Genomic DNA, 17,579 nt, shown 5'->3' with positions numbered 1-17,579 from the left:
GTGGTAACAGTCGAGCCCCCGACCTGATCTCTGTGGTCGGGGGCTCCGCGCGTCTGTGGCGAGCGTAGCTGGGCAAGCGCGGGCCCGTCGCCCCGACCGTCACAGAAGTCCCGCAGCAGACCGTACAGGCACCTTCACGCCCGTTCCCTCCAGCACCTCAGAACCAAGACAACCCCCCCCCCTCCTTCCTAGCGCCATTTCACCAGCTCACGCCAATACCAACCCCTCTTCATCTGACTCCCCCTTACCTACTGCTACAACCTCTACTACATAACACACCTAGGCATTCTTAATTTGTCGGTGTCGCTCGCGCTCTTGATCGCGTATCCTCAGTGATCGTGCTACGCATCACGGCGATCTCCGGAGGAGAGGCAGGGCTCAACTACCTGCTCTCCGGATCGGGTTGCGCCGGCGGGCACCAGGCCGACGCTGAGGTGACCCTCAACGGGCCTGAGGGCTACTTTGCCAAGGGAACGGAACACGGAACTCCGCTTGCCGTGTGGATTGGTGAAGGTCTCTCAGAGTGGGGTCTCGCCGAGGGTGCGTCCGCAACGGAGCGTGACATTCGCGCCGTGTTCGGAAAGCACGCCCACCCCGAGGAGTACCGGGCCGCGGTGTCCGACGCGAAGGCGTACATCGACGAGAACGGGATCACCGGCACGGCCGCCGAGAAGATCATGGCCGACGCCGAGGCGAGCGCCCGCCGGGGCCGGAAGCCGTACGAGTTCCGCACGATCGAGGAGCGGATCGACGACCGCCTGGCGAAGGAGCCGGACGCCGACCCGGAGCGTGTCGCGGAGATCCGGAGGGAGGAGCGCGACAAGGGTCAGCGCTCCCCCGCCATGTACTTTGACCAGACTTACTCCGCGCAGAAGTCGGTCTCCACCTACCTCACCGCATTGGAGGCCGCCGGCCGTCACGAGGACGCCGCAACGGTCCGCGCCGCCCACAACGAGGCCATCCAGGCCGCGATGAAGGTCTTCGAGAAGGAGGCCGGGTTCGGCCGGATCGGCTACCACGGCCAGGCCAAGAACGGCCGCCCGTCGACCGGCCGGTACGTCGATTCGGAGGGCTTCACCGCCGCGATCTTCACCCACGAGGTCTCGCGCGAGGGCGACCCGCAGCTGCACGCGCATGTGGCAGTTCTCAACAAAATCAAGGTGCACGACGAGGACGGCAACGAGCGCTGGGTGACCCTCGATTCGCGGGCGATGCACAAGGCCCGCGAGGCCGCGGCCGCCGTCTACGAGCGGACGCTGGAGCAGGTCGTCGAGCGCGATCTGCCCGTTGTGTTCGGGCAGCGCCCGGACGGTCTGGCACGCGAGATCAAGGGGTTCGAGCCGGAGCTCCTCGAAGCCCTGTCGACCCGTTCGTTCCAGGTCGATCAGCGCTTCGAGGAGCTGCTGGAGCAGTACCGCCAGGACCACGGCCGTGAGCCCTCCGCGCTGGTCAAGACGCGGCTCAAGGAGATCGCGACGCTGGACACCCGCGACCCGAAGCGGAATGAGCACCAGTCCGCCGAGGCCCGGATCGAGCGCGCTACGCGGATCGCCAACGACACCGTTGAGGGAGGTCTCCTCGGCGCGCTGGAGCGGGTCGAACAGGTCGGGCTGGAGACCCGCTTCGCTGAGGCCGAGGAGGCCGGTTTCGACCGCGAGCAGGTCATCACAGAGTCGCTGGAAGCCCTGCAGACCAAGCGCTCGACGTGGGACCGCAGCGAGCTCATCCAGCAGCTGAACACCACGCTCGGTGACTCCCTCCCCCGCGACATCCCCCTCGCGCCGCTCGCCAACGAGCTGGCCGACGAGGCCCTCAAGAGCGGGAAGTACGGCGTCGTGCAGACCGCCGGTCTCAGCATCATCGAGGACGCGCCGTCCCGAATCCGGCAGAGCGACGGCCGCTCGGTGTTCTCTCCCAGCGCCCTTGCCTCCGAGAAGTTCGCGCTGGAGGAGCACCTCTCTACCGAGGACCGCGTCGCCTCCCGCGCCCACCAGACCGGCGCCCCGTGCCTGTCCCAGCTGGCCATCGACGAGGTGGTGAAGGAGTCCGGCGTCACCGCCGACCAGGCCGACGTCGTCCGCGGAGTCCTCGGCGACAGCAAGCGGATCTCCGTGGTTGAGGGCCCCGCCGGCGCCGGTAAGAGCTACGCGACCGGCGTCATCGCCGACGCATGGCAGGAGCAGACCGGCGGCCGCGTCATCGGCCTTGGCCCCAGCGCCGTTGCCGCCGAGGTCCTCGGCGAGGAAGGCATCGAGATCCGGACCAACACCACTCGATTCGTCGACTACTACGCCAAGGGCCTCGGCAGCGCCAAGGACGTCGAGACGTTCCGGCTGCGCGCGGGCGACCTGGTGGTCCTCGACGAGGCCGGTATGGCGTCCACCGACCACATCGCCCGCGTCTCCGAGCTCTGTGAGGAGGCCGGGGCCAAGCTCGTGCTCATCGGCGACCAGCAGCAGATGCAGTCCCCCGAGGCCGGCGGCCTGCTGCGCACGATGGTCGAGGAAGGCCCGCACTACTCCCTGTCGAACGTACGCCGCTTCCGCGAGCCGGACGGCACGGTCCGCGAGTGGGAGGCCAAGGCGAGCCTTGCCCTGCGCCGCGGCGACGTCCGCGCGCTGGAGGAGTACGACCGGCGCGGCCTGATCATGGGCGGCACGCTGGAGGAGATGAAGGCCGCCACGATCCAGGCGTACGTGGCAGACACGCTCGCGCAGCGCGAGTCCGTGGTCATGACCGCAACCAACGCCCGCGCCACCGAACTGAGCAGGGAAATCCGTACCCAGCTCGTCCGGTACGGACTCGTCGAGGAGCACGGCACGGCGCTGCGCGACGACAACCGCGCGGGGGTCGGCGACCTCATCCAGACCCGCGAGAACGACGTCAAGCTCAAGGACTCCGAGGGCCGGATGGTGCTCAACCGCCGCGTCTACCGGGTGACCGGCATCGGTGACGACGGACAGCTGACCGCCTGCCGGGTAGCCGGCCGCAACGACGACGGCACCGAACGGCTCGCCGGAACCCTCACCCTTCCCGCTTCCTACGTCCAGGAGAACGTCGCGCTCGCGTACGCGGGCACGGTCCATGCGGTACAGGGCCGTACGGTCGGCTACGGCGGATACCTGCTGGTCGAGGAAGGGATGACGCGTGAGCAGGTGTACCCGGGCCTGACCCGCGCCCAGCGGTACAACCGCGCGTTTGCCGCGTGCCAGGTCCCGGCCGACGAGCACCGGCTGCAGAAGCTCGACCAGGACGCGATGTCCATGCTGCAGACCGCCGTCGAACGCGACGGGGGCGACCTGTCCGCGCTGCAGGAGCTGCGCGAGTCGCAGGACTGGGCCGAGTCGATCCCGGCGCTGGAGCCGCGCTGGCGGGACTACGTCACCCAGCACGTGCGCGACCAGTACGAGCCGCAGCTGCGGCAGCTGCTGTCCGAGGAGCAGTACGCCACCATGCGGCAGCAGGACCCGAGCACCATCTACCGGGCACTGCGCGAGGCTGAACTGGCCGGTCACGACGGGCCGCAGGTGCTGCAGAACGCCATCACGTGCGCGTCGATGACCAGCCCGGAGCCGGACAACGTGACCGCTCTGATCAACTGGCGGATCGAGCAGGAGCTCAAGGACCGCCAGCCGGAGAACGCCCCCGCCGGGCACAGCTGGACGGACCGCACCCCCGACATGCCCGGAATCGAGGGCCAGGTCGCCCGCGAGCTGGCCGAGGCCATGGACGCCCGCCGCGACGTCCTCGGAGAGCGTCTGTGTGAGGAGCCCCCGGAGTGGGCCGTACGCCACTTCGGCCCCGTGCCCGAGGACCTCCTCGACCGTGCGGAGTGGGCCCGCCGTGCGGGCACCGTCGAGGGATACCGCGAGCTCTACAACATCGACGCGCCGAACACTGCGATCGGCCGCCTGCCGGCGAAGGGTGCGGTCGAGCAGCGCGCCGCGTGGGAGGCCGCGCACGCCGCCCTTGGCCGCACCGAGGACGAGCAGGCTCTGGCCAGGACCAACGACGCCGCCCTGCGCGAGATGGTGGCCCGCTACGAGCGCGAGAAGTCGTGGGCCCCGGCGCACGTCGGCGAGGAGCTGTCCGAGGCCCGCCAGACCGTTCTCCGCTACGAGGAGAAGGCGATCCTGGCTCAGGCCGACGCCGACCAGACCACCGACGCCGAGCAGCGCGCGGAGCTTGAGGCGCAGGCCCGCGGCTACGAGGACCTGGTGGCCACGCTGTCCGAGCGCGTCGAGGTGCTGGAGCAGATCGACGGGGCCCGCGCCGCGTGGTACGAGGAGACCGCCCCGGCCCGAGAGGCCGCCGAGGCCGCCCGCGACGAGCTGGGCCGCCGTGGCCTCGACGACCAAGCGCTCGCCGAGCAGCAGAACGCCGAGCAGGCCGAGCAGCAGGACCAGGACCTCGACGAGGAGCTCGTCGCCGAGGCCGAGTACGACCTCGACCAGGCGCCGGAGATCGACTGGACCGTGGAGGGCGAGACCCTCGACGAGGCCCCCGAGGTGCGCGACGAGGCCGAGCTGGCCCCGCTGACGCACGAGGAGCAGGAGGAGCTCGACCAGGCGCTCGGCGCGTACGAGGAGCGGTACCGCGCGGCCGGCACCACGGACGCCCCGGAGTTCGACTGGACCGTGGAGGGCGAGACCTGGCAGGTCGAGGAGTCCCTGGACGCGCCCGAGGTTGAGGCCCCGCAGGTCGAGGAGACCGCCGAGCTCACCGCGGGCACCGACACGTACACGTACGAGCCCAACCCGGAGCTGGACGCAGCGCTCGCCGCGTACGAGCAGCAGCTGCGCGAGCAGGCCGTCGCGGCCCGCGATGCCGAGGGCGAGGTCGAGTACGACGCCGAGCAGCTCCCGGAGCTCAACTGGGAGATCGAGAGCGAGACGTACGAGCAGCGCCCCGAGCAGGCGGCCGATGAGGTCGAGGTCGAGGCCGAGCAGGACGTCGAGGCGGAGCTGCAGCCGGAGGCCCCGGAGCAGGAGATGGCGTCGGCAGTCTCTGCGCCCACCGCTGAGGATCGGTACCGCGAGTTCTACGAGCAGCAGTACGCGCAGCAGCTCAGCGAGGGTACGGACCGCTCCCCCGAGGCCCAGGCGACGCAGGCCGGACCGGAGCAGGAGAACCAGCACGATGCCCAGCACCTTGCCACGTTCACCTCCCAGCAGCCGCTCCCGGCCCAGTTGGCGGACCTGCAGGAGGACCTCGACCGGGCGCGCGGTGCGCTCGCCGAGATTGCTTCCCGGCAGGCCGAGCGCGACCAGGCGGACGATGCCACCCGGGCCGAGCAGGCCGAGGTCGCCCGCGGCCGGGAAGCCGAGGTCGAGGTCGCGCCGCAGGTCGAGCAGGACCAGGGCCCGACCATCAGCTACTAACGGTGGTGCTGGCCCGTGGGGTCGGCCGCGCCCGTACCCTCAACCGACCAGGAGGTGAGCCGAGTTGAGCACCGCACCGGAGTGGACGCCGCCGCAGCTGCGGCCAGAGCACGAGCTCGTGGCGATGATCGACCACGTCACGGCGAACGGCTACAGCAGCAACAGACATGACGGCTACGACAAGGGCCTGCTTGCCGTGCTGAACTGGGCCACCGGCCGCACCGAGCAGCCGCCGGTCAGCCCGACGCCGCTCGGACGTCCCGTCACTGGCAACGACGCCAAGCGAGAGCAATACCGGGCGCACGAGGCGATGCAGGGCGGGATCGCGGAGCCCGAACTGCGCAAGGTCGCCCAGGAGAAGGGCCAGGGCTACCTGACCGGGGCGGAGAACACCCTGGCGTGGGTGATCGGAGGAGACGCCCTCTGGGCGCCGTGGGAGACGTAGCCAGAAGGCCGTGGAAGGCAGCACGAAGCCCCCAGCGCAATTGCGCTGGGGGCTTCCGTCGTTCGGGCCGCTAGCGGTCTGCTACGGGCCCCGGGGCGGGTGCGTCGGCGCGGCTCCCGAGGTCCCAGTTCAGCCAGGTGGAGAGCTGCTCGTCGTCGTCGATGGCCTGCGGGGCCCCGGGCTGCCTTGGGTCGGTGACCCAGGGGTCGTCCACATGCCCTTTGTCATCGCAGCACTTGGAGAGCGCTGCGATCACGCGACGCTTGACGTTCGGGGCGTACCGGTCGTGCCAGTCCCCCGCGCGGGACGGGGTGCCGTAGGACGTGCGGTAAATCTTGATCCACTCCTGGCAGAGCCAGGACAGCTCGATCACGGCCTCCCGGTGCCGGTACCAGCACGGCGGGATGCGCGCGGCCGTCATCGGGCCGTTGGCGCTGACCGAGCCATAACTGCCCGGGTTGCTCCTGGCGAAGACGTCCGCCGGCGGACCGACCCACCCGTACTGGCCCTGCAGGACCGTCCGGACCCAGCCGATCAGGGTCTCCCAGGCTTCCCCGGCCTGCTGCTTGTCCATGCCGCCGTTGAAGGACCAGTCCCAGACCTGGAGCTCCGGTTCGGCCGCGCGGTCCTCCAGGTCCTGCCTGATCTGTTTGACCGTCTTGGCGAGGGCGTTCAAGCCCTCTTTGAGCGGGGCAAGGGCCTGTACCTCCGCCTGCAGGCCGGAGGTCCGCTCCTCCAGGTGGTCGATCGCCAGCTGGGCCGGGCCGAGGTCGAGCGCGGCGAGCGCGGCCTGCACCGTGCCGCCGCGCTCGCCCAGTGTCTCGACGTCCTTCTCGACCTTGGCCAGGTCCTTGGCCAGGGTGAACACCTGCGACGCGAGGCTGCTGTCCCCCGCCATCAGCGGCGGCCCTTGGTCATGGAGATGCCGGAGCCGTCCTTGCGCTGGCCCGGCACCTTCGGTGGGGCCGTCAGCTTCTTCACGTCGCGCCGCTTCCACAGGGGCTTGATATGGGTGATGACGGGGCTGCAGCCAGCGAAGATGACCAGGGACTGCCGCTGGCCGAGCTTGAAGATGCGGTCCGCCGGCATGACCTGCTTCTCCTCGGTGACCGTGCTTATCGAGGACTCGCCGTTGCGGGTGGTGGTGGTCTTGCGGTCCCTCTCGTACGTGCCGCACATGGCGCTGATGTCCTCCCGGACCGACCGGTCGCCGATGCCGCGCAGGAACACGCGCACGTTGGCGTCGTCCCAGATCACGCGGCCGCGCGACTCGCCCCAGACGTCGTACAGCTGGGAGCGGGACTGGATGACGATGACCAGCGTGATTCCCCGGCCGCCGCTGTCGGGCATCCACTTGTCGATCGGCAGCGGGATGATGTTGGCGATCTCGTCGAGCGCCCACAGGCAGGGCGGGTCCATCCGGCCGGAGCCGTTCTTGTTGCCGAGGTCGATGGCGACGGAGCGCAGGTAGTCGGCGAACATGACGAACAGCGGGGCCACGACGGAGCCGGGCTTGTCGGAGCCGATCATGTAGAGGCTTCCCCGGTTGAGCAGGAAGGTCTCCGCATCGAAGTGCTCGCCGGGGCCGGGCAGGACCGTCTGCGCGACCTTGGGGTTCGACATCCAGCTCAAGGCGTTGCTCAGCGTCGTGAAGATGCCGTCACCGGTGCCCTGCACGATCTGCTGCCGCTGGACCAGGAGGTCCGCCCAGTCCCGGGCGCCGGCCATGTTCAGGATGTTCGCCGCCGTCTGGTCGCTGCGGTTCTGGCTCCAGGCGTAGACGTCCATCATGGTCTTCCCGCCGAGGGCGGCCGCGTGCATGAAGCGGGACAGCACCTCGCAGGCCGTGGACCTGAAGAACTCGTCCACGCCCGCCGAGGCGTTGCTGCGCGAGCCGTACAGCAGGTACGCGGCCCGCTGGATGGCCACCTCCCGGTGCTCGCAGCCGCGGATCGGGTCCCAGCGGAAGGTGTTGAGCTGCTCCTCACCGGACAGGCCCAGCGGGTCCCAGACCCACACGGGGCCCAGCAGTTCGCGCAGGGCCTTGGTCGCCATGTGGTCGTTGACCTTGGACGACGTGTGCACGACCGCGCCGTCCCACCGGTAGATCATCGAGTTCAGGATGATGCTCTTGCCCTGCCTCGACGGGGCCAGGATCAGGTAGTTCTGCTCTGGGGTGCCCCAGATTCCGGTGGGCAGTCCGCCGGAGCGCAGGCGGCCCAGCGGCACGGCGTAGGCCGTGGTGGGGACCTTCTTCGTCCTGCCGACCAGGCTCGGACGGGTCTGCTCGACCATGTTCCGGGCGTGACGGGCGCTCATCTCGTCGCGGATCTCACGCTTGTTGGCGAACCCGGGCTTCGGCGCGTACATCTTCCAGGCCGCGCCCAGGCCGCCGATGGCCGCCATCGCGGCGACGCCCAGGACGACTCCCCCGGGGCCGTAGACGAAGTCGTTGAAGGTGTTCACGTACTCGAAGATGGCCGGGTCGCCGGTACCCGGGCCCGTGTCGCTGCCGGGCGGGCCCGGGACCGGCGAGGCCGCCAGCTCCAGGGCCGTAATCTGCGTGTGAGACATCATGGGGTTCTGTTCTCCTCTGTCTCGTGAAGCCCCCGGGGATCAGCGCTGCCATCGCCCCCCGGGGGCTGTCCGTCTGGTCTGGTGACCGTGCTGGGCACGGTATGCGGGAGGTCGGACACCCCTCCGCTCGTTTTCCGCTGGTCGCCGCTCGGCAGCGCGCGGTTCGCGGCCTGCGGGGATCGGCTGATCCCCGTTGATCGCAGTCTGCGAGGCCGGTCCTGTGGACAGAATCCGCGCGCCGCCGCCTGACGAGTGGTCAGACAGGCTGACGCTGGCCGTTGATCGGAAGGGTCTGCGCGGCATCCTCGGCACGCTCGTGCCCGTCCGCGCGGTAGTCGCTCGGCTCCTGCCGCGCGCTGCTCGGTTCCGCACGGCGGGTTTCCGAGCGCGCGGTTTCGCCGTCAGCCTGCCGCGCGCCGCCGCTGGCGATCATCGCGGCCCGCTTCTCCTTGAAGTCGGCCAGCCAGTTGCGTGCGTTGCCCTCGACGACGCCGTACGCCACCGCCAGCTCCGCCGCGGTCGGGAGCTCCCGGCCCTCGATGGATGCCGCCAGGTACTCCTCCCATCCGGCCTGCTTCGCCTCGCTCCTGAAGACCGGCGCCTCGACGAGGGCAGCCGCTTCGGCCGGACCTCCGAGCCGGTCGGCCAGCTGCGGCCGCAGGGACTCCAGAAGGGCCTGCGCCTCAGCCGCCTCGGCCTGCGTACGGGCCGCAGCCTCGGCCGCCTGGCGCTGGTTCTCCTCGGCCCGAGCCCGCAGCTCAGCAGCCTTTTCGGCCGCCGTGGTGTGCTCGCGAACCGCGCTCTGCGCCTCGACGAGAGCCGACCGCAGCCGCTCGACCTCCCCGGCGACCCGACGGGCCTCCTCGGCCTTGGCGCGGGTCGTGTCCTTCGCGGACTCCCGCTCGTTGACCAGACGCTGCAGCTCGTTGCGGATCAAGGTCACCTCGGCCGCCGCCTTGTTGCGCCGCTCGGTCTCGTCGGCGATCCGGTCCTGCACCCGGGCCAGTTCGTGGGCCGCATGGGAGAGCTTCTTTTGCTCCTCCTCGGCCCGCTCTGCGAGGCGAGCGACATTCTGCGCCTCTTCTGTCATTTCGGATTCCGCGCGCTTCCGCGCAGCTTCCGCGCGCTCCCGAGCGTCTGCCGCGCGGGCCGCCTCGGCCTTGGCCACCTTGGTCTCCTCGGCCGCCTTCCGGAGCGCCTCCTCGGCTTCCTTCCGCGCGGTTTCCGCCGCCACCTTCTCCTCGACTGCCGCGCGCTTCTCCTCTTCCGCGCGCTGCCGCGCAGACTCGGCCTCGGCCCGGGCCTCTTCCGCGCGCTCGGCCGCCTCTTCCAGTTCTGCCGCGCGCTCGGCCGCCTCGATCCTCTTCGCCGAGGGCAGGATGGCGACCTCTTCCATCAGCTTCATGACCTCCGGGGTGTTGGAGGTGTCGACCGTGGCGACGTCATCCACGCGCGTCCAGCCGGCCAGCCCGCGCAGTACGGCGAGAGCCTGCCCGGAGTCGAGCGCGAAGTCGGAGCGGTCCATCGCCGACGTGGCCTTGCGCCGCAGCGCGTCCAGCTCGTTGACCGCCTTGGCCAGGTCCCGGCGCTTGGCCTCCCGGCTTTCCAGCAGCTTCGTGTGCTGCTCCAGGGCCTTGCGGAGGCGGAACAGCCGGGTCGCCGCCTTCTTGGCGAGGGTGGCGCGGGCAACCTGTCCGGACGTCGAGTTGGGGTCCAGGCCCAGGCCGGAGAACGCGGCCGCCCAGCCCTTGGTCCACATCAGCACCAGCAGCCGGACCGGTCCGGCCTTGGACGCGTCGTCGAGCTTCTCCGAGCCGCGCATCCGGGCGCGGAACTCCAGCTCGATGACCCAGGCCGCGCCAATGGGCATGGCCGCCATGAACGGGGCCGCCACGGGGTTCGGGGCGTGGATGAAGTTCGCCGTCGCGGACACGGCGACCAGAGCCCAGGCCGTGTTGTGGATCAGGCGGAGCTGCGTGGTCCACCCGAGCTTGGGGTTCGCCCGCTTGTAGAGCTGGGAGAACAGCACCAGCTCCATCGCGTCGAACATGCCAATGAAGCCGACCGCGATGACCTCCGGCAGCTGCGCCGTCTGCAGCGCGAAGCCCCACATGCCGTAGATGCTCACGGCCATGCCGCCGAGGGCGACGTACGCCTGGCGCCCCATGCTGCCCAGCCCGATGACCTCGGACTCCCTGCCCTCGGCCTTGGCCGTCTCCACTTCGGTCTGACGCCGCTTGCGGGCCCGCTCGGACGCCCGCCACAGGCCGCGGCCCGTCAGGTACGCCATGCCGAGCAGCGCCAGGAGCACGGCGCCGGCCGTGACGCTGAGGACCCAGGCCGGGGTGTCGGACACGGCCCGGTCAAGGGTGGACGACCAGTCAAATCCCTGACCGGTTCCCGCCGCGTGCGACCAGGACGGATGCACTCCGGCCGTAGTCTGGGACAGACGCATACAGACCTCCATATCTCTGCGTCGCTTTGGCCTCGGCGGTCCCACAACCGCTGAGGCCTTCTTTCTGTCAGGACCCTTCGGCGGGGTCCACTTCGTTTTGCGCAGGCCGTTCTTCCAGGCGCTCGATGTACGCCATGAAGCTGGCCAGGAGTTCCTCTTCCGTGTCGCCGACCAGGACATCTCTGCGCTTGAGGAGTGCGTCCACCGCGACCCGGATCACCGTGTTCGCTGTGATCCGCTCGACCTTGCGCGTCCGGCCCGCCTGCAGCTCCCGCGCCAGCACGTCCAACTCGATCTGCTGATCGCCTCTGAGCTGCACGTACTTCGGCGAAAGCGTCTTGCTCGCCGCCGCTGCCGCCTCATTGAGGCTCGACGACCGCTTCGCCGGCCGATCCGCTGCCATGTGTCCCCCTCGGGGTCTTGGAGTTCCTGACCCCAAGAGGCTATGGCTCCGGATCTCTGACGCAGCGGGGCGCGTCGGTGCCCTCTCGCAGATCGCGCTCCCCATTGGGCCTCCTTCGATGTTCACGAGGAGATCCTACATCAAGACTCTTGAAGTTCAAGACTTCTGGGGTTAGTGTTCTGGTTGTACGGCGAGAGGGCCGGGGTTCCCGCCCCGACCCTCTCGGACCGGCCGGAGTTCCCGCTCCAACCGGTCACGGACACCCCTGACGTCTCACCGAGAGGGATATCCAGTGCGCAATCTTCCCAGGACCACCCGTGTCCTGACCACGCAGGTGAACACCGACACGCCCCCCGCGCCGAACGGGCGCCGGGTGCTGGTCGTGGGCCGCTTCCGCCGCCCGACCTGTGACAACTGCGACGACTTCAAGTCCGTGAAGGTCGTCATCGGCGACGAGCTCGTCACGATCGACTGCACCGCGTGCACCGCCCTGTCCCCCACCGCCGGCGTCATCGACGACATCGAGTCCGAGGACGAGGCCGAGGGCTTCGAGGCGGAGGACGCGCTGGTTCAGGGGCGTGCGGCATGAGTTCCTGCGGACACCCGCCCCGTCTGGTCACCGTCAACCACATCGGCGCCGACGGCAAGCCGTTCCAGAGCGTGCGGCACGAGCCGTGCAACTGCGGGGGCAATGGATGACCGAGCACCCGCCCCTGCCGATCCGCCCCACCGCGCACGAGCGTGACGGGCGCCAGGACCCCTCCGTCGCGGCGGAGACGGCCCGTACGGCGCACGACCTGCACGCCAGCGGCTACGACGAGGCCACGGTCAGCCACGCGCTCGCCGTCGACGAGCTGACCATCGAGCTCCTGCTGCCGGGACGCGGGGAGGGCTCGCGATGAGGAACCCTCTGCGCCCCCTGCTCAGTTGGTGGGGACACGCCCTCGGCGCCGCTGGCGTCATCGAGGACGCCGTCGCCACCGTCCGCGACCGCCGCCTGACCAAGGCCGACAACGAGCAGCTGGCCGCCTCGGAGCGGGCGGCCGCGCTCGCCAAGGCCCGCCAGGGCTGCACCCACACCCCGCCGTGCCCGCCGACCTCCGCGCCGGACCGGACGAAGGCTGCGGAGGTCTACGCCGACGACGCCTGTGTCTACCTGTGCAACGGGCTCGTGCTGGCCACCAAGGCGATCAAGGCCCCGGACTCCCCGTCCGGCCTCTACACCCCGATGCCGGTGAAGGAGACGACGCTGTGAGCGACGACGACCGCACCCAGGCCACCGCCCTCATCGCCCTGCTCGCGGCCCTCCTCGGCACGCTGTGGGCCCTGCAGCGCGGTCTCGACCCGCAGACCGTCGCCCTGGCCGCCGGGCTCGCCTACGGGATCGCCCTGGCCCTGACGGTCCCGCTGCAGGCGCCGCTCGGCGATGTGCTCGCGACCAGCGCCAAATACACCGGCCTGACCTTGGCGTTCAGTGTGTGGATCGCCCTCTCCGGCGTCTACGCCGGGTGGGAGCTACTGCGCAACCGGCAGCGGGCGGTGACCGCATGATGCCGCTCGCCGCGCTGCTCGGCAGCGAAGCCGAGGCCGCGAAGTGGAAGAACTCCCGCGTGCACCGGCTGGTCATCTGGCACCGCATCGACCCCAACGTCGCGCTGGACATGGTCGAGCAGGCCATCGACGAGCAGGACCCCGCGATTCTCGCCGAGCCCGGCCAGGTCTGGACGCGGCGGCCGGAGGCCGACCCCGAGCTGCCCGACGTGCTGTATCTGACCCACTGGCTCGACCGGGAGCACCAGCACCTGGTGGCCGAGGACGGAGGCCGGACCGGCACGGGCGTGATTCTGCTGCCGCTGCTCTACGCCTACGAACTCGACTACTGGCGGCCCGTGTGACACCCCGCCAGCCCTTCTCCGAGGAAATGAACGGCGGCCAGCAGATGCGGCTGTTCGACGAGGAGACCGAGACCGGGCCCGCCACCGTGGCAGGCCCGGCCCCCGGCCCCACCAACCTCGATACCCACACCGACGCCACGTCCCGGACGGAGCCGTAAGCCGTGAACCCCCACCACCTGCCCGCCTGGTACAGCCAGCACCTGCCCGTCCCCGTGCCGCAGGTCCACCACACCGGGGTCAGCCTGCTCATCGCCTACTCCGGGCGCGTGGTCCCGATCATCACCACCTCCACCGCCCTGGCCCTGGCCCGGATCTGGCACGAGCAGGGAGCCGCCCACAGCATCGGCAACGCCGCGCTGATGGTCGCCCTGTCCGCAGGCGCTTTCGCCGCCGCGTGCGTCTCCGCCGTCCACCGCAACAGCGACCCCGTCACCACGGCCGTGGCGTTCACCGCGTCCGGCGCGTTCGCCATCATCGGCCCCGCGGCCTACACCTCCTCGTGGGCCCTGTCCGCGCTGCTGTGGCTCGTCGCCACGGTGCTGGTGTACGCGACGTCATCGCGTCACTGGCGAACCGCCAGACAGGCCAGGGAAGCCCGCGAGCACGAGCTCGCGCTGGCCCGCCTCAACAGCGCCACCACCGTGGCGACCGCAGTCATCGGCCACGACGTCCAGGCGCAGGCCCTGGCCTACGGGCTGACCCTGGCCCGCGCCGTCGAGGAACGCCGCCAGCTCGACCCCCTCTCGTACGACCCCGCCGCAATGGAGCAGGCCGGACTGCCCGCCCTCCCCCACAGCCCGGCTGACACCAAGCACCGCAACGCATGAGGATGATCAGCGTCGATAGGCACGAAAGGGGGAGGCACATGCTCCCCGTGACGTTCGGTCCTGACTGGACCGTCACACCCCGGGTCGCCGCCGGCCTGCTTGGCATCGAGCACCGCGACGTGCTCCGGCTCATCGAGCACGGCGACCTCACCGTGCAGTTGGAGAACCGCACACGGCTCGTCGAGCTGGACAGCCTGCTCGCCTACCGCCGCCAGCGCCCGCTCTGAGAAGCCCAGCCACCTGCGTGTATGCAGGTGGCTGGGCTTTTGCGTGGGTTGGGCCTTACACGTTCGGGAAGTTATCCGCGGCATGCGCCAAGTGGTCTCGCAGCTGCGAAGCGAGCTTGTCCGCCCTGCTCTTGTCGACCTTCGCTGCCTTCTCATATGCCGCCGCCATGCCGCGGGTCTTTCGGGAGAACTCCCGCGCCGCATCCACATATGCCCGGAACGCTTGGACTGGATCGGTGGTGGCCTCCTTCTCGGCCGCCTCCCTCTTGGCCTGTTGCATGGCCAGGGTGCGGATCCGGTCCTGGAGCTCCTCCTCGCTCAGCTCCTCGTCAGCCTTGCGGGGCAGTTGCTGCACGATTCCAGTGATGGTTTTCTGGCTGACCTTTTCCTTCCCGGTCGCCTCCGCCACCGCCCGGTACGCATCAGCTGCGACGCTTGCGCCGTAGTCCTCCCTCACGTAGGTGAGCGCCTCGGCGGCTCGCTGGCTGATCACGAGAGGCTTGGGGTCCCGCACTGCCTCCGAGTCCCGCATGCGGGACTGATCGTTCGATTCAAGTTCGATTCGCGGTGGTGAAGCCAGCAGTGCTGCTACCTCCGCGCCAGCGATCTGACGGTAGGCATTCGACGTCGACATGTCTGCCACATCCTTGATGAATGCCTCGGCTGTGGCGTAGTCACGCCTCCACAAGCGCCCCCGCAGCGCGATGCTCAAAGCTTTGGCTGCTACCCACCAAGCCTGCTGAAACTGGCGGAAGCTGCGCTGGCATAGCTCCCAGCGCTCCTCTTCGTCCTCGGTGAGCGGACCAGTGGCGTCGGGAGCGTCGATCACCTCGGGCAACTCTTCGAGCCGGATCATCGGCTGCGGCCTGCCCTGCGCGATGACTGGTTCGTCCCGCACGGCTGGTACGCCCGAAGTGTCGCTCTCAAGCTCCCCGGCGCCCCCGCCCTCGTCGGCCTGCTTCGCCGCGCGCCGCTCTTTGCGCTGCCGCCGCAGTTCAGCTGGATCGATCGTCCTGCTCACTTCTTGATCAGCCCCCGTTGCTCCAGCTCCGTCACCAACTCGTCGAAGTGCGATCCCGCCGCCGTGATCGGGACGCCCTCTCCGGTGCTGGAGTATTTCTGGACAGACGGGATCTCCGTGGTGAAGACGTTCCAGCCGTCATCCATCAGCGTCTTGCGGATACCGCGCGGGGCTACGACGCTGCTGGGCTGCACACGGCACAGCAACACCCAGGTCTCAGGCCGCTTCTTATCCGCCCGTTTCGGGATCACCTGGTTGATGAAGAAATCCATCGGCAGCTCGTCCATGCGCTCGACGTCGCTGTTTGTCGCCGCGCACGCCACGATGGCAAGGTCAGCCACCCGCAGTACGCTCCAGCCAATCCCGGAATGGTTCTCCAGGTGACCGCAGTCAACGGCACCGATATGGCCATCGGGCAGCTTCTTCGGAGCCTCCAGATGGAAGCGGGCCGATGCCTCCTTGTGTACCTCGAAGGGATAACTCCCCTCCGGGCGCGCCTCCCACCAGTGATACAGCTGCTCGGACTCGTCGGCGTCGAACCCGGACACGGGGTAGCCGCGCTCATGAAGGGCGTGCAGCAACCACGCCGTGATTGTTGTCTTTCCCGTTGAGCGAGGAGAGATGGTGGCGATGAACATGGGCGCACGATACTGGGCAGACCATGGTCGTTTCGCCGCTCGGGGCCCGCATCACCGCTGGTTACCCCAATTCTGAGGGGAGCGAGCTGAGGGGGTGGCCGCGCTGAGACTGGACGAAGAGGCGCCCGCCGCTCGGTGGATGCCACTGGCGCGGCGCACCGCCAGGAGCACCGCGGACATGGCGAAGCCCCAGCCGGGTCGGGTGGACGGCCAGGTGGACCAGCACCCACTCGAAACTCCTCAAGGAGGTCCAAGCAGCCAGCGACGAACAGAACTCCCCGCCCCTACTTCGAGCCGCCTAGGCGGACCCCGAAGAAGTCGACCAGCTGCGAACGGACCAGCGGATACGGTGCGTATGTGCAGATCGACGGGGCGCAAGAACGACCGGGGACCGCGCTGCTACTGGCGGCCGCGCCCACGGGCAAGGGCAAGCTCACCGAGGCGAGCAGCGTGATTCCCGTGCTCGCCGCCGTACCGCCGGCCGCGCTCGCGGGCACCGCGGCCGCCACGCTCATCGAACTGGCGGACCCTGTCGACCCGCAGGCCGTTCTCACCCGTCTCCGGGGCGCCGCCGCCACCGAAGGCCCGCTCACCGTCGTGCTCGTCGGCCAGCTGCAGCTCGACTGCCGCCAGCAGGGCGTGCACCTGGCGCTCGCCCGCACCACGCCCTCGACGATTCGCTACACCGCCCTCCCGTGGGCCTGGCTCGTCGCCGAGCTGCAGCAGCGCCGCCCGGACACGACCACCCTGTACGTGGACCTGGTCGCCGCCGCCGAGGTCTGGCAGCTGCTCGACGACGAGCCGCTCCCGCTTCCCGGCGGAGCCCGTACGTACGGCGTCATAGCCCCGCCGCCCGGCCGCCGGCGGATCGCCCACCCCCGCTACACGCACGCCCTGGCCCAGATACTGCGCACCGGGCAGCGCTCCGCACCCGACCAGCTGCACCACGAGGCCCTCCGCCGCGCCGCCGTCAAGGACGCGCTCGTCCTCGGCCCCGAGCAGCCCGCGGCCGCCGTGAACGCCACTCTCCCGCCCGGGAGTTCGGCCGCGAGGGTCCAGCTCCCTCCGCCGCCGCCCCGGGCCCAGCGCACCGTCTCACCGGTCTACCAGCCCAGCGCCGCCGTGATCCCCGTCGAGCACGACCCGCACGAGCAGATCGCCGCCCTGGCGAAGGCAGGCCGCCACCAGGAGGCCGTCGCCATGGCGGCCGCCGCCGAACAGCGCGCCGTGCAGACCTTCGGCGCCGACACGTTCGCCGCCCTCCACTGGGTCGAGGTCCGCGCCCATCTCGCCTCAGTCGCCCAGGACCCAGGCCAGTCCTGCCTGTTGTGGCTCCAGGCCGCCCAGACCCGGCTCGACACGCTGCAGCAGGCCCCCGACGCGCCGGACCTCGAGGGTGCCGTCGACCGGGCTCACCACCAGTGGGACCGCGTCCGCGATGCCGCATACGCCCGCCGCCTGGCCCCGCAACTCGTCGCCTTCCGTCGCCGGGTGCCCGGCCGTCAACGCGGTGCGCTGCAGGTCCTCCAAAAGAAGTTGGAACGGCTCCAGTCCGCATGACCTGCTTCCCACCTGACGAGAAGTCACAGATTTCTCGCCCATCCCACGGGAAAACCCGCGCGACACGCCCGCGTCGCTTGCGTACATGAACAGACATGCGGAATGATCACGACCATGGCTAGGCCCTACGGAAGTCGAGACGAGCAAGAT

The 17,579-nt window shown here is 69.9% G+C and carries 17 protein-coding genes; 11 read left to right on the top strand and 6 right to left on the bottom strand.

The window, feature by feature from the left end:
- Nucleotides 1–338: 338 nt before the first annotated feature.
- Together mobF and OG966_RS40355 are read left to right on the top strand one after the other, a co-directional pair.
- A complete protein-coding gene (gene mobF / locus OG966_RS40360; RefSeq protein WP_326655630.1) occupies nt 339–5,381 on the top strand; it encodes a MobF family relaxase in 5,043 nt (1,680 codons plus the stop codon).
- 64 nt (nt 5,382–5,445) lie between these two features.
- The gene (locus OG966_RS40355; RefSeq protein ID WP_326655628.1) at nt 5,446–5,826 is read left to right on the top strand and encodes a hypothetical protein; all 381 of its coding nucleotides are present in this window, start codon (nt 5,446–5,448) and stop codon (nt 5,824–5,826) included.
- Nucleotides 5,827–5,896: 70 nt separating this feature from the next.
- Here the strand turns inward: OG966_RS40355 and OG966_RS40350 are convergent, their stop codons facing one another.
- The 4 genes from OG966_RS40350 to OG966_RS40335 form a co-directional block, all read right to left on the bottom strand.
- Nucleotides 5,897–6,724, bottom strand: coding sequence for a hypothetical protein (locus OG966_RS40350; RefSeq protein ID WP_326655627.1), 828 nt, complete (start codon nt 6,722–6,724; stop codon nt 5,897–5,899).
- Nucleotides 6,724–8,403, bottom strand: a complete 1,680-nt coding sequence (locus OG966_RS40345; RefSeq protein WP_326655626.1) for a type IV secretory system conjugative DNA transfer family protein — start codon at nt 8,401–8,403, stop codon at nt 6,724–6,726. The genes OG966_RS40350 and OG966_RS40345 overlap by 1 nt, the downstream gene beginning before the upstream one ends.
- Before the next feature lie 256 nt (nt 8,404–8,659).
- Entirely contained in the window at nt 8,660–10,858 is a 2,199-nt protein-coding gene (locus OG966_RS40340; protein WP_326655625.1) for a hypothetical protein, read from the bottom strand.
- Between the two features lie 67 nt (nt 10,859–10,925).
- Nucleotides 10,926–11,261 (bottom strand): chromosome segregation ATPase, encoded by a 336-nt coding sequence (locus tag OG966_RS40335; protein WP_326655624.1) that lies wholly within the window; start codon nt 11,259–11,261, stop codon nt 10,926–10,928.
- A gap of 292 nt (nt 11,262–11,553) precedes the next feature.
- Between OG966_RS40335 and OG966_RS40330 the strand changes: the two genes are divergently transcribed.
- The 8 genes from OG966_RS40330 (at nt 11,554) to OG966_RS40295 (ending at nt 14,210) form a co-directional block, all read left to right on the top strand.
- Nucleotides 11,554–11,850, top strand: a complete 297-nt coding sequence (locus OG966_RS40330) for a hypothetical protein (protein ID WP_326655623.1) — start codon at nt 11,554–11,556, stop codon at nt 11,848–11,850.
- A gap of 106 nt (nt 11,851–11,956) precedes the next feature.
- Nucleotides 11,957–12,163 carry a hypothetical protein gene (locus OG966_RS40325; RefSeq protein ID WP_326655622.1) on the top strand — a complete coding sequence of 69 codons (207 nt, stop codon included), beginning with the start codon at nt 11,957–11,959 and terminating at the stop codon, nt 12,161–12,163.
- Entirely contained in the window at nt 12,160–12,516 is a 357-nt protein-coding gene (locus tag OG966_RS40320) for a DUF5999 family protein (protein ID WP_326655621.1), read from the top strand. The genes OG966_RS40325 and OG966_RS40320 overlap by 4 nt, the downstream gene beginning before the upstream one ends.
- On the top strand, nt 12,513–12,812 hold the full coding sequence (locus OG966_RS40315) for a hypothetical protein (RefSeq protein ID WP_326655620.1): 300 nt from the start codon (nt 12,513–12,515) through the stop codon (nt 12,810–12,812). The genes OG966_RS40320 and OG966_RS40315 overlap by 4 nt, the downstream gene beginning before the upstream one ends.
- Nucleotides 12,809–13,156, top strand: a complete 348-nt coding sequence (locus OG966_RS40310; RefSeq protein WP_326655618.1) for a hypothetical protein — start codon at nt 12,809–12,811, stop codon at nt 13,154–13,156. The genes OG966_RS40315 and OG966_RS40310 overlap by 4 nt, the downstream gene beginning before the upstream one ends.
- Complete coding sequence (locus OG966_RS40305; RefSeq protein ID WP_326655617.1) at nt 13,153–13,314, top strand: hypothetical protein; 162 nt, start codon at nt 13,153–13,155, stop codon at nt 13,312–13,314. Before OG966_RS40310 ends, OG966_RS40305 begins: the two co-directional genes overlap by 4 nt.
- 3 nt (nt 13,315–13,317) lie before the next feature.
- Nucleotides 13,318–13,983 carry a hypothetical protein gene (locus OG966_RS40300; protein WP_326655615.1) on the top strand — a complete coding sequence of 222 codons (666 nt, stop codon included), beginning with the start codon at nt 13,318–13,320 and terminating at the stop codon, nt 13,981–13,983.
- Between the two features lie 38 nt (nt 13,984–14,021).
- On the top strand, nt 14,022–14,210 hold the full coding sequence (locus tag OG966_RS40295; RefSeq protein WP_326655614.1) for a hypothetical protein: 189 nt from the start codon (nt 14,022–14,024) through the stop codon (nt 14,208–14,210).
- A gap of 55 nt (nt 14,211–14,265) precedes the next feature.
- On the opposite strand, the gene OG966_RS40290 is transcribed toward OG966_RS40295, so the two are convergent.
- A complete protein-coding gene (locus tag OG966_RS40290) occupies nt 14,266–15,231 on the bottom strand; it encodes a hypothetical protein (RefSeq protein WP_326655612.1) in 966 nt (321 codons plus the stop codon).
- A complete protein-coding gene (locus tag OG966_RS40285) occupies nt 15,228–15,869 on the bottom strand; it encodes a plasmid partition protein (RefSeq protein WP_326655611.1) in 642 nt (213 codons plus the stop codon). The genes OG966_RS40290 and OG966_RS40285 overlap by 4 nt, the downstream gene beginning before the upstream one ends.
- Nucleotides 15,870–16,226: 357 nt before the next feature.
- On the opposite strand from OG966_RS40285, the gene OG966_RS40280 reads away from it, so the two are divergent.
- On the top strand, nt 16,227–17,429 hold the full coding sequence (locus OG966_RS40280) for a hypothetical protein (protein ID WP_326655610.1): 1,203 nt from the start codon (nt 16,227–16,229) through the stop codon (nt 17,427–17,429).
- The last annotated feature ends 150 nt before the right edge of the window (nt 17,430–17,579 follow it).

It is taken from the genome of Streptomyces sp. NBC_01750 (assembly GCF_035918095.1).
Taxonomy (GTDB): Bacteria; Actinomycetota; Actinomycetes; order Streptomycetales; family Streptomycetaceae; genus Streptomyces.
This window is presented reverse-complemented; position numbering and strand designations above follow the sequence as displayed.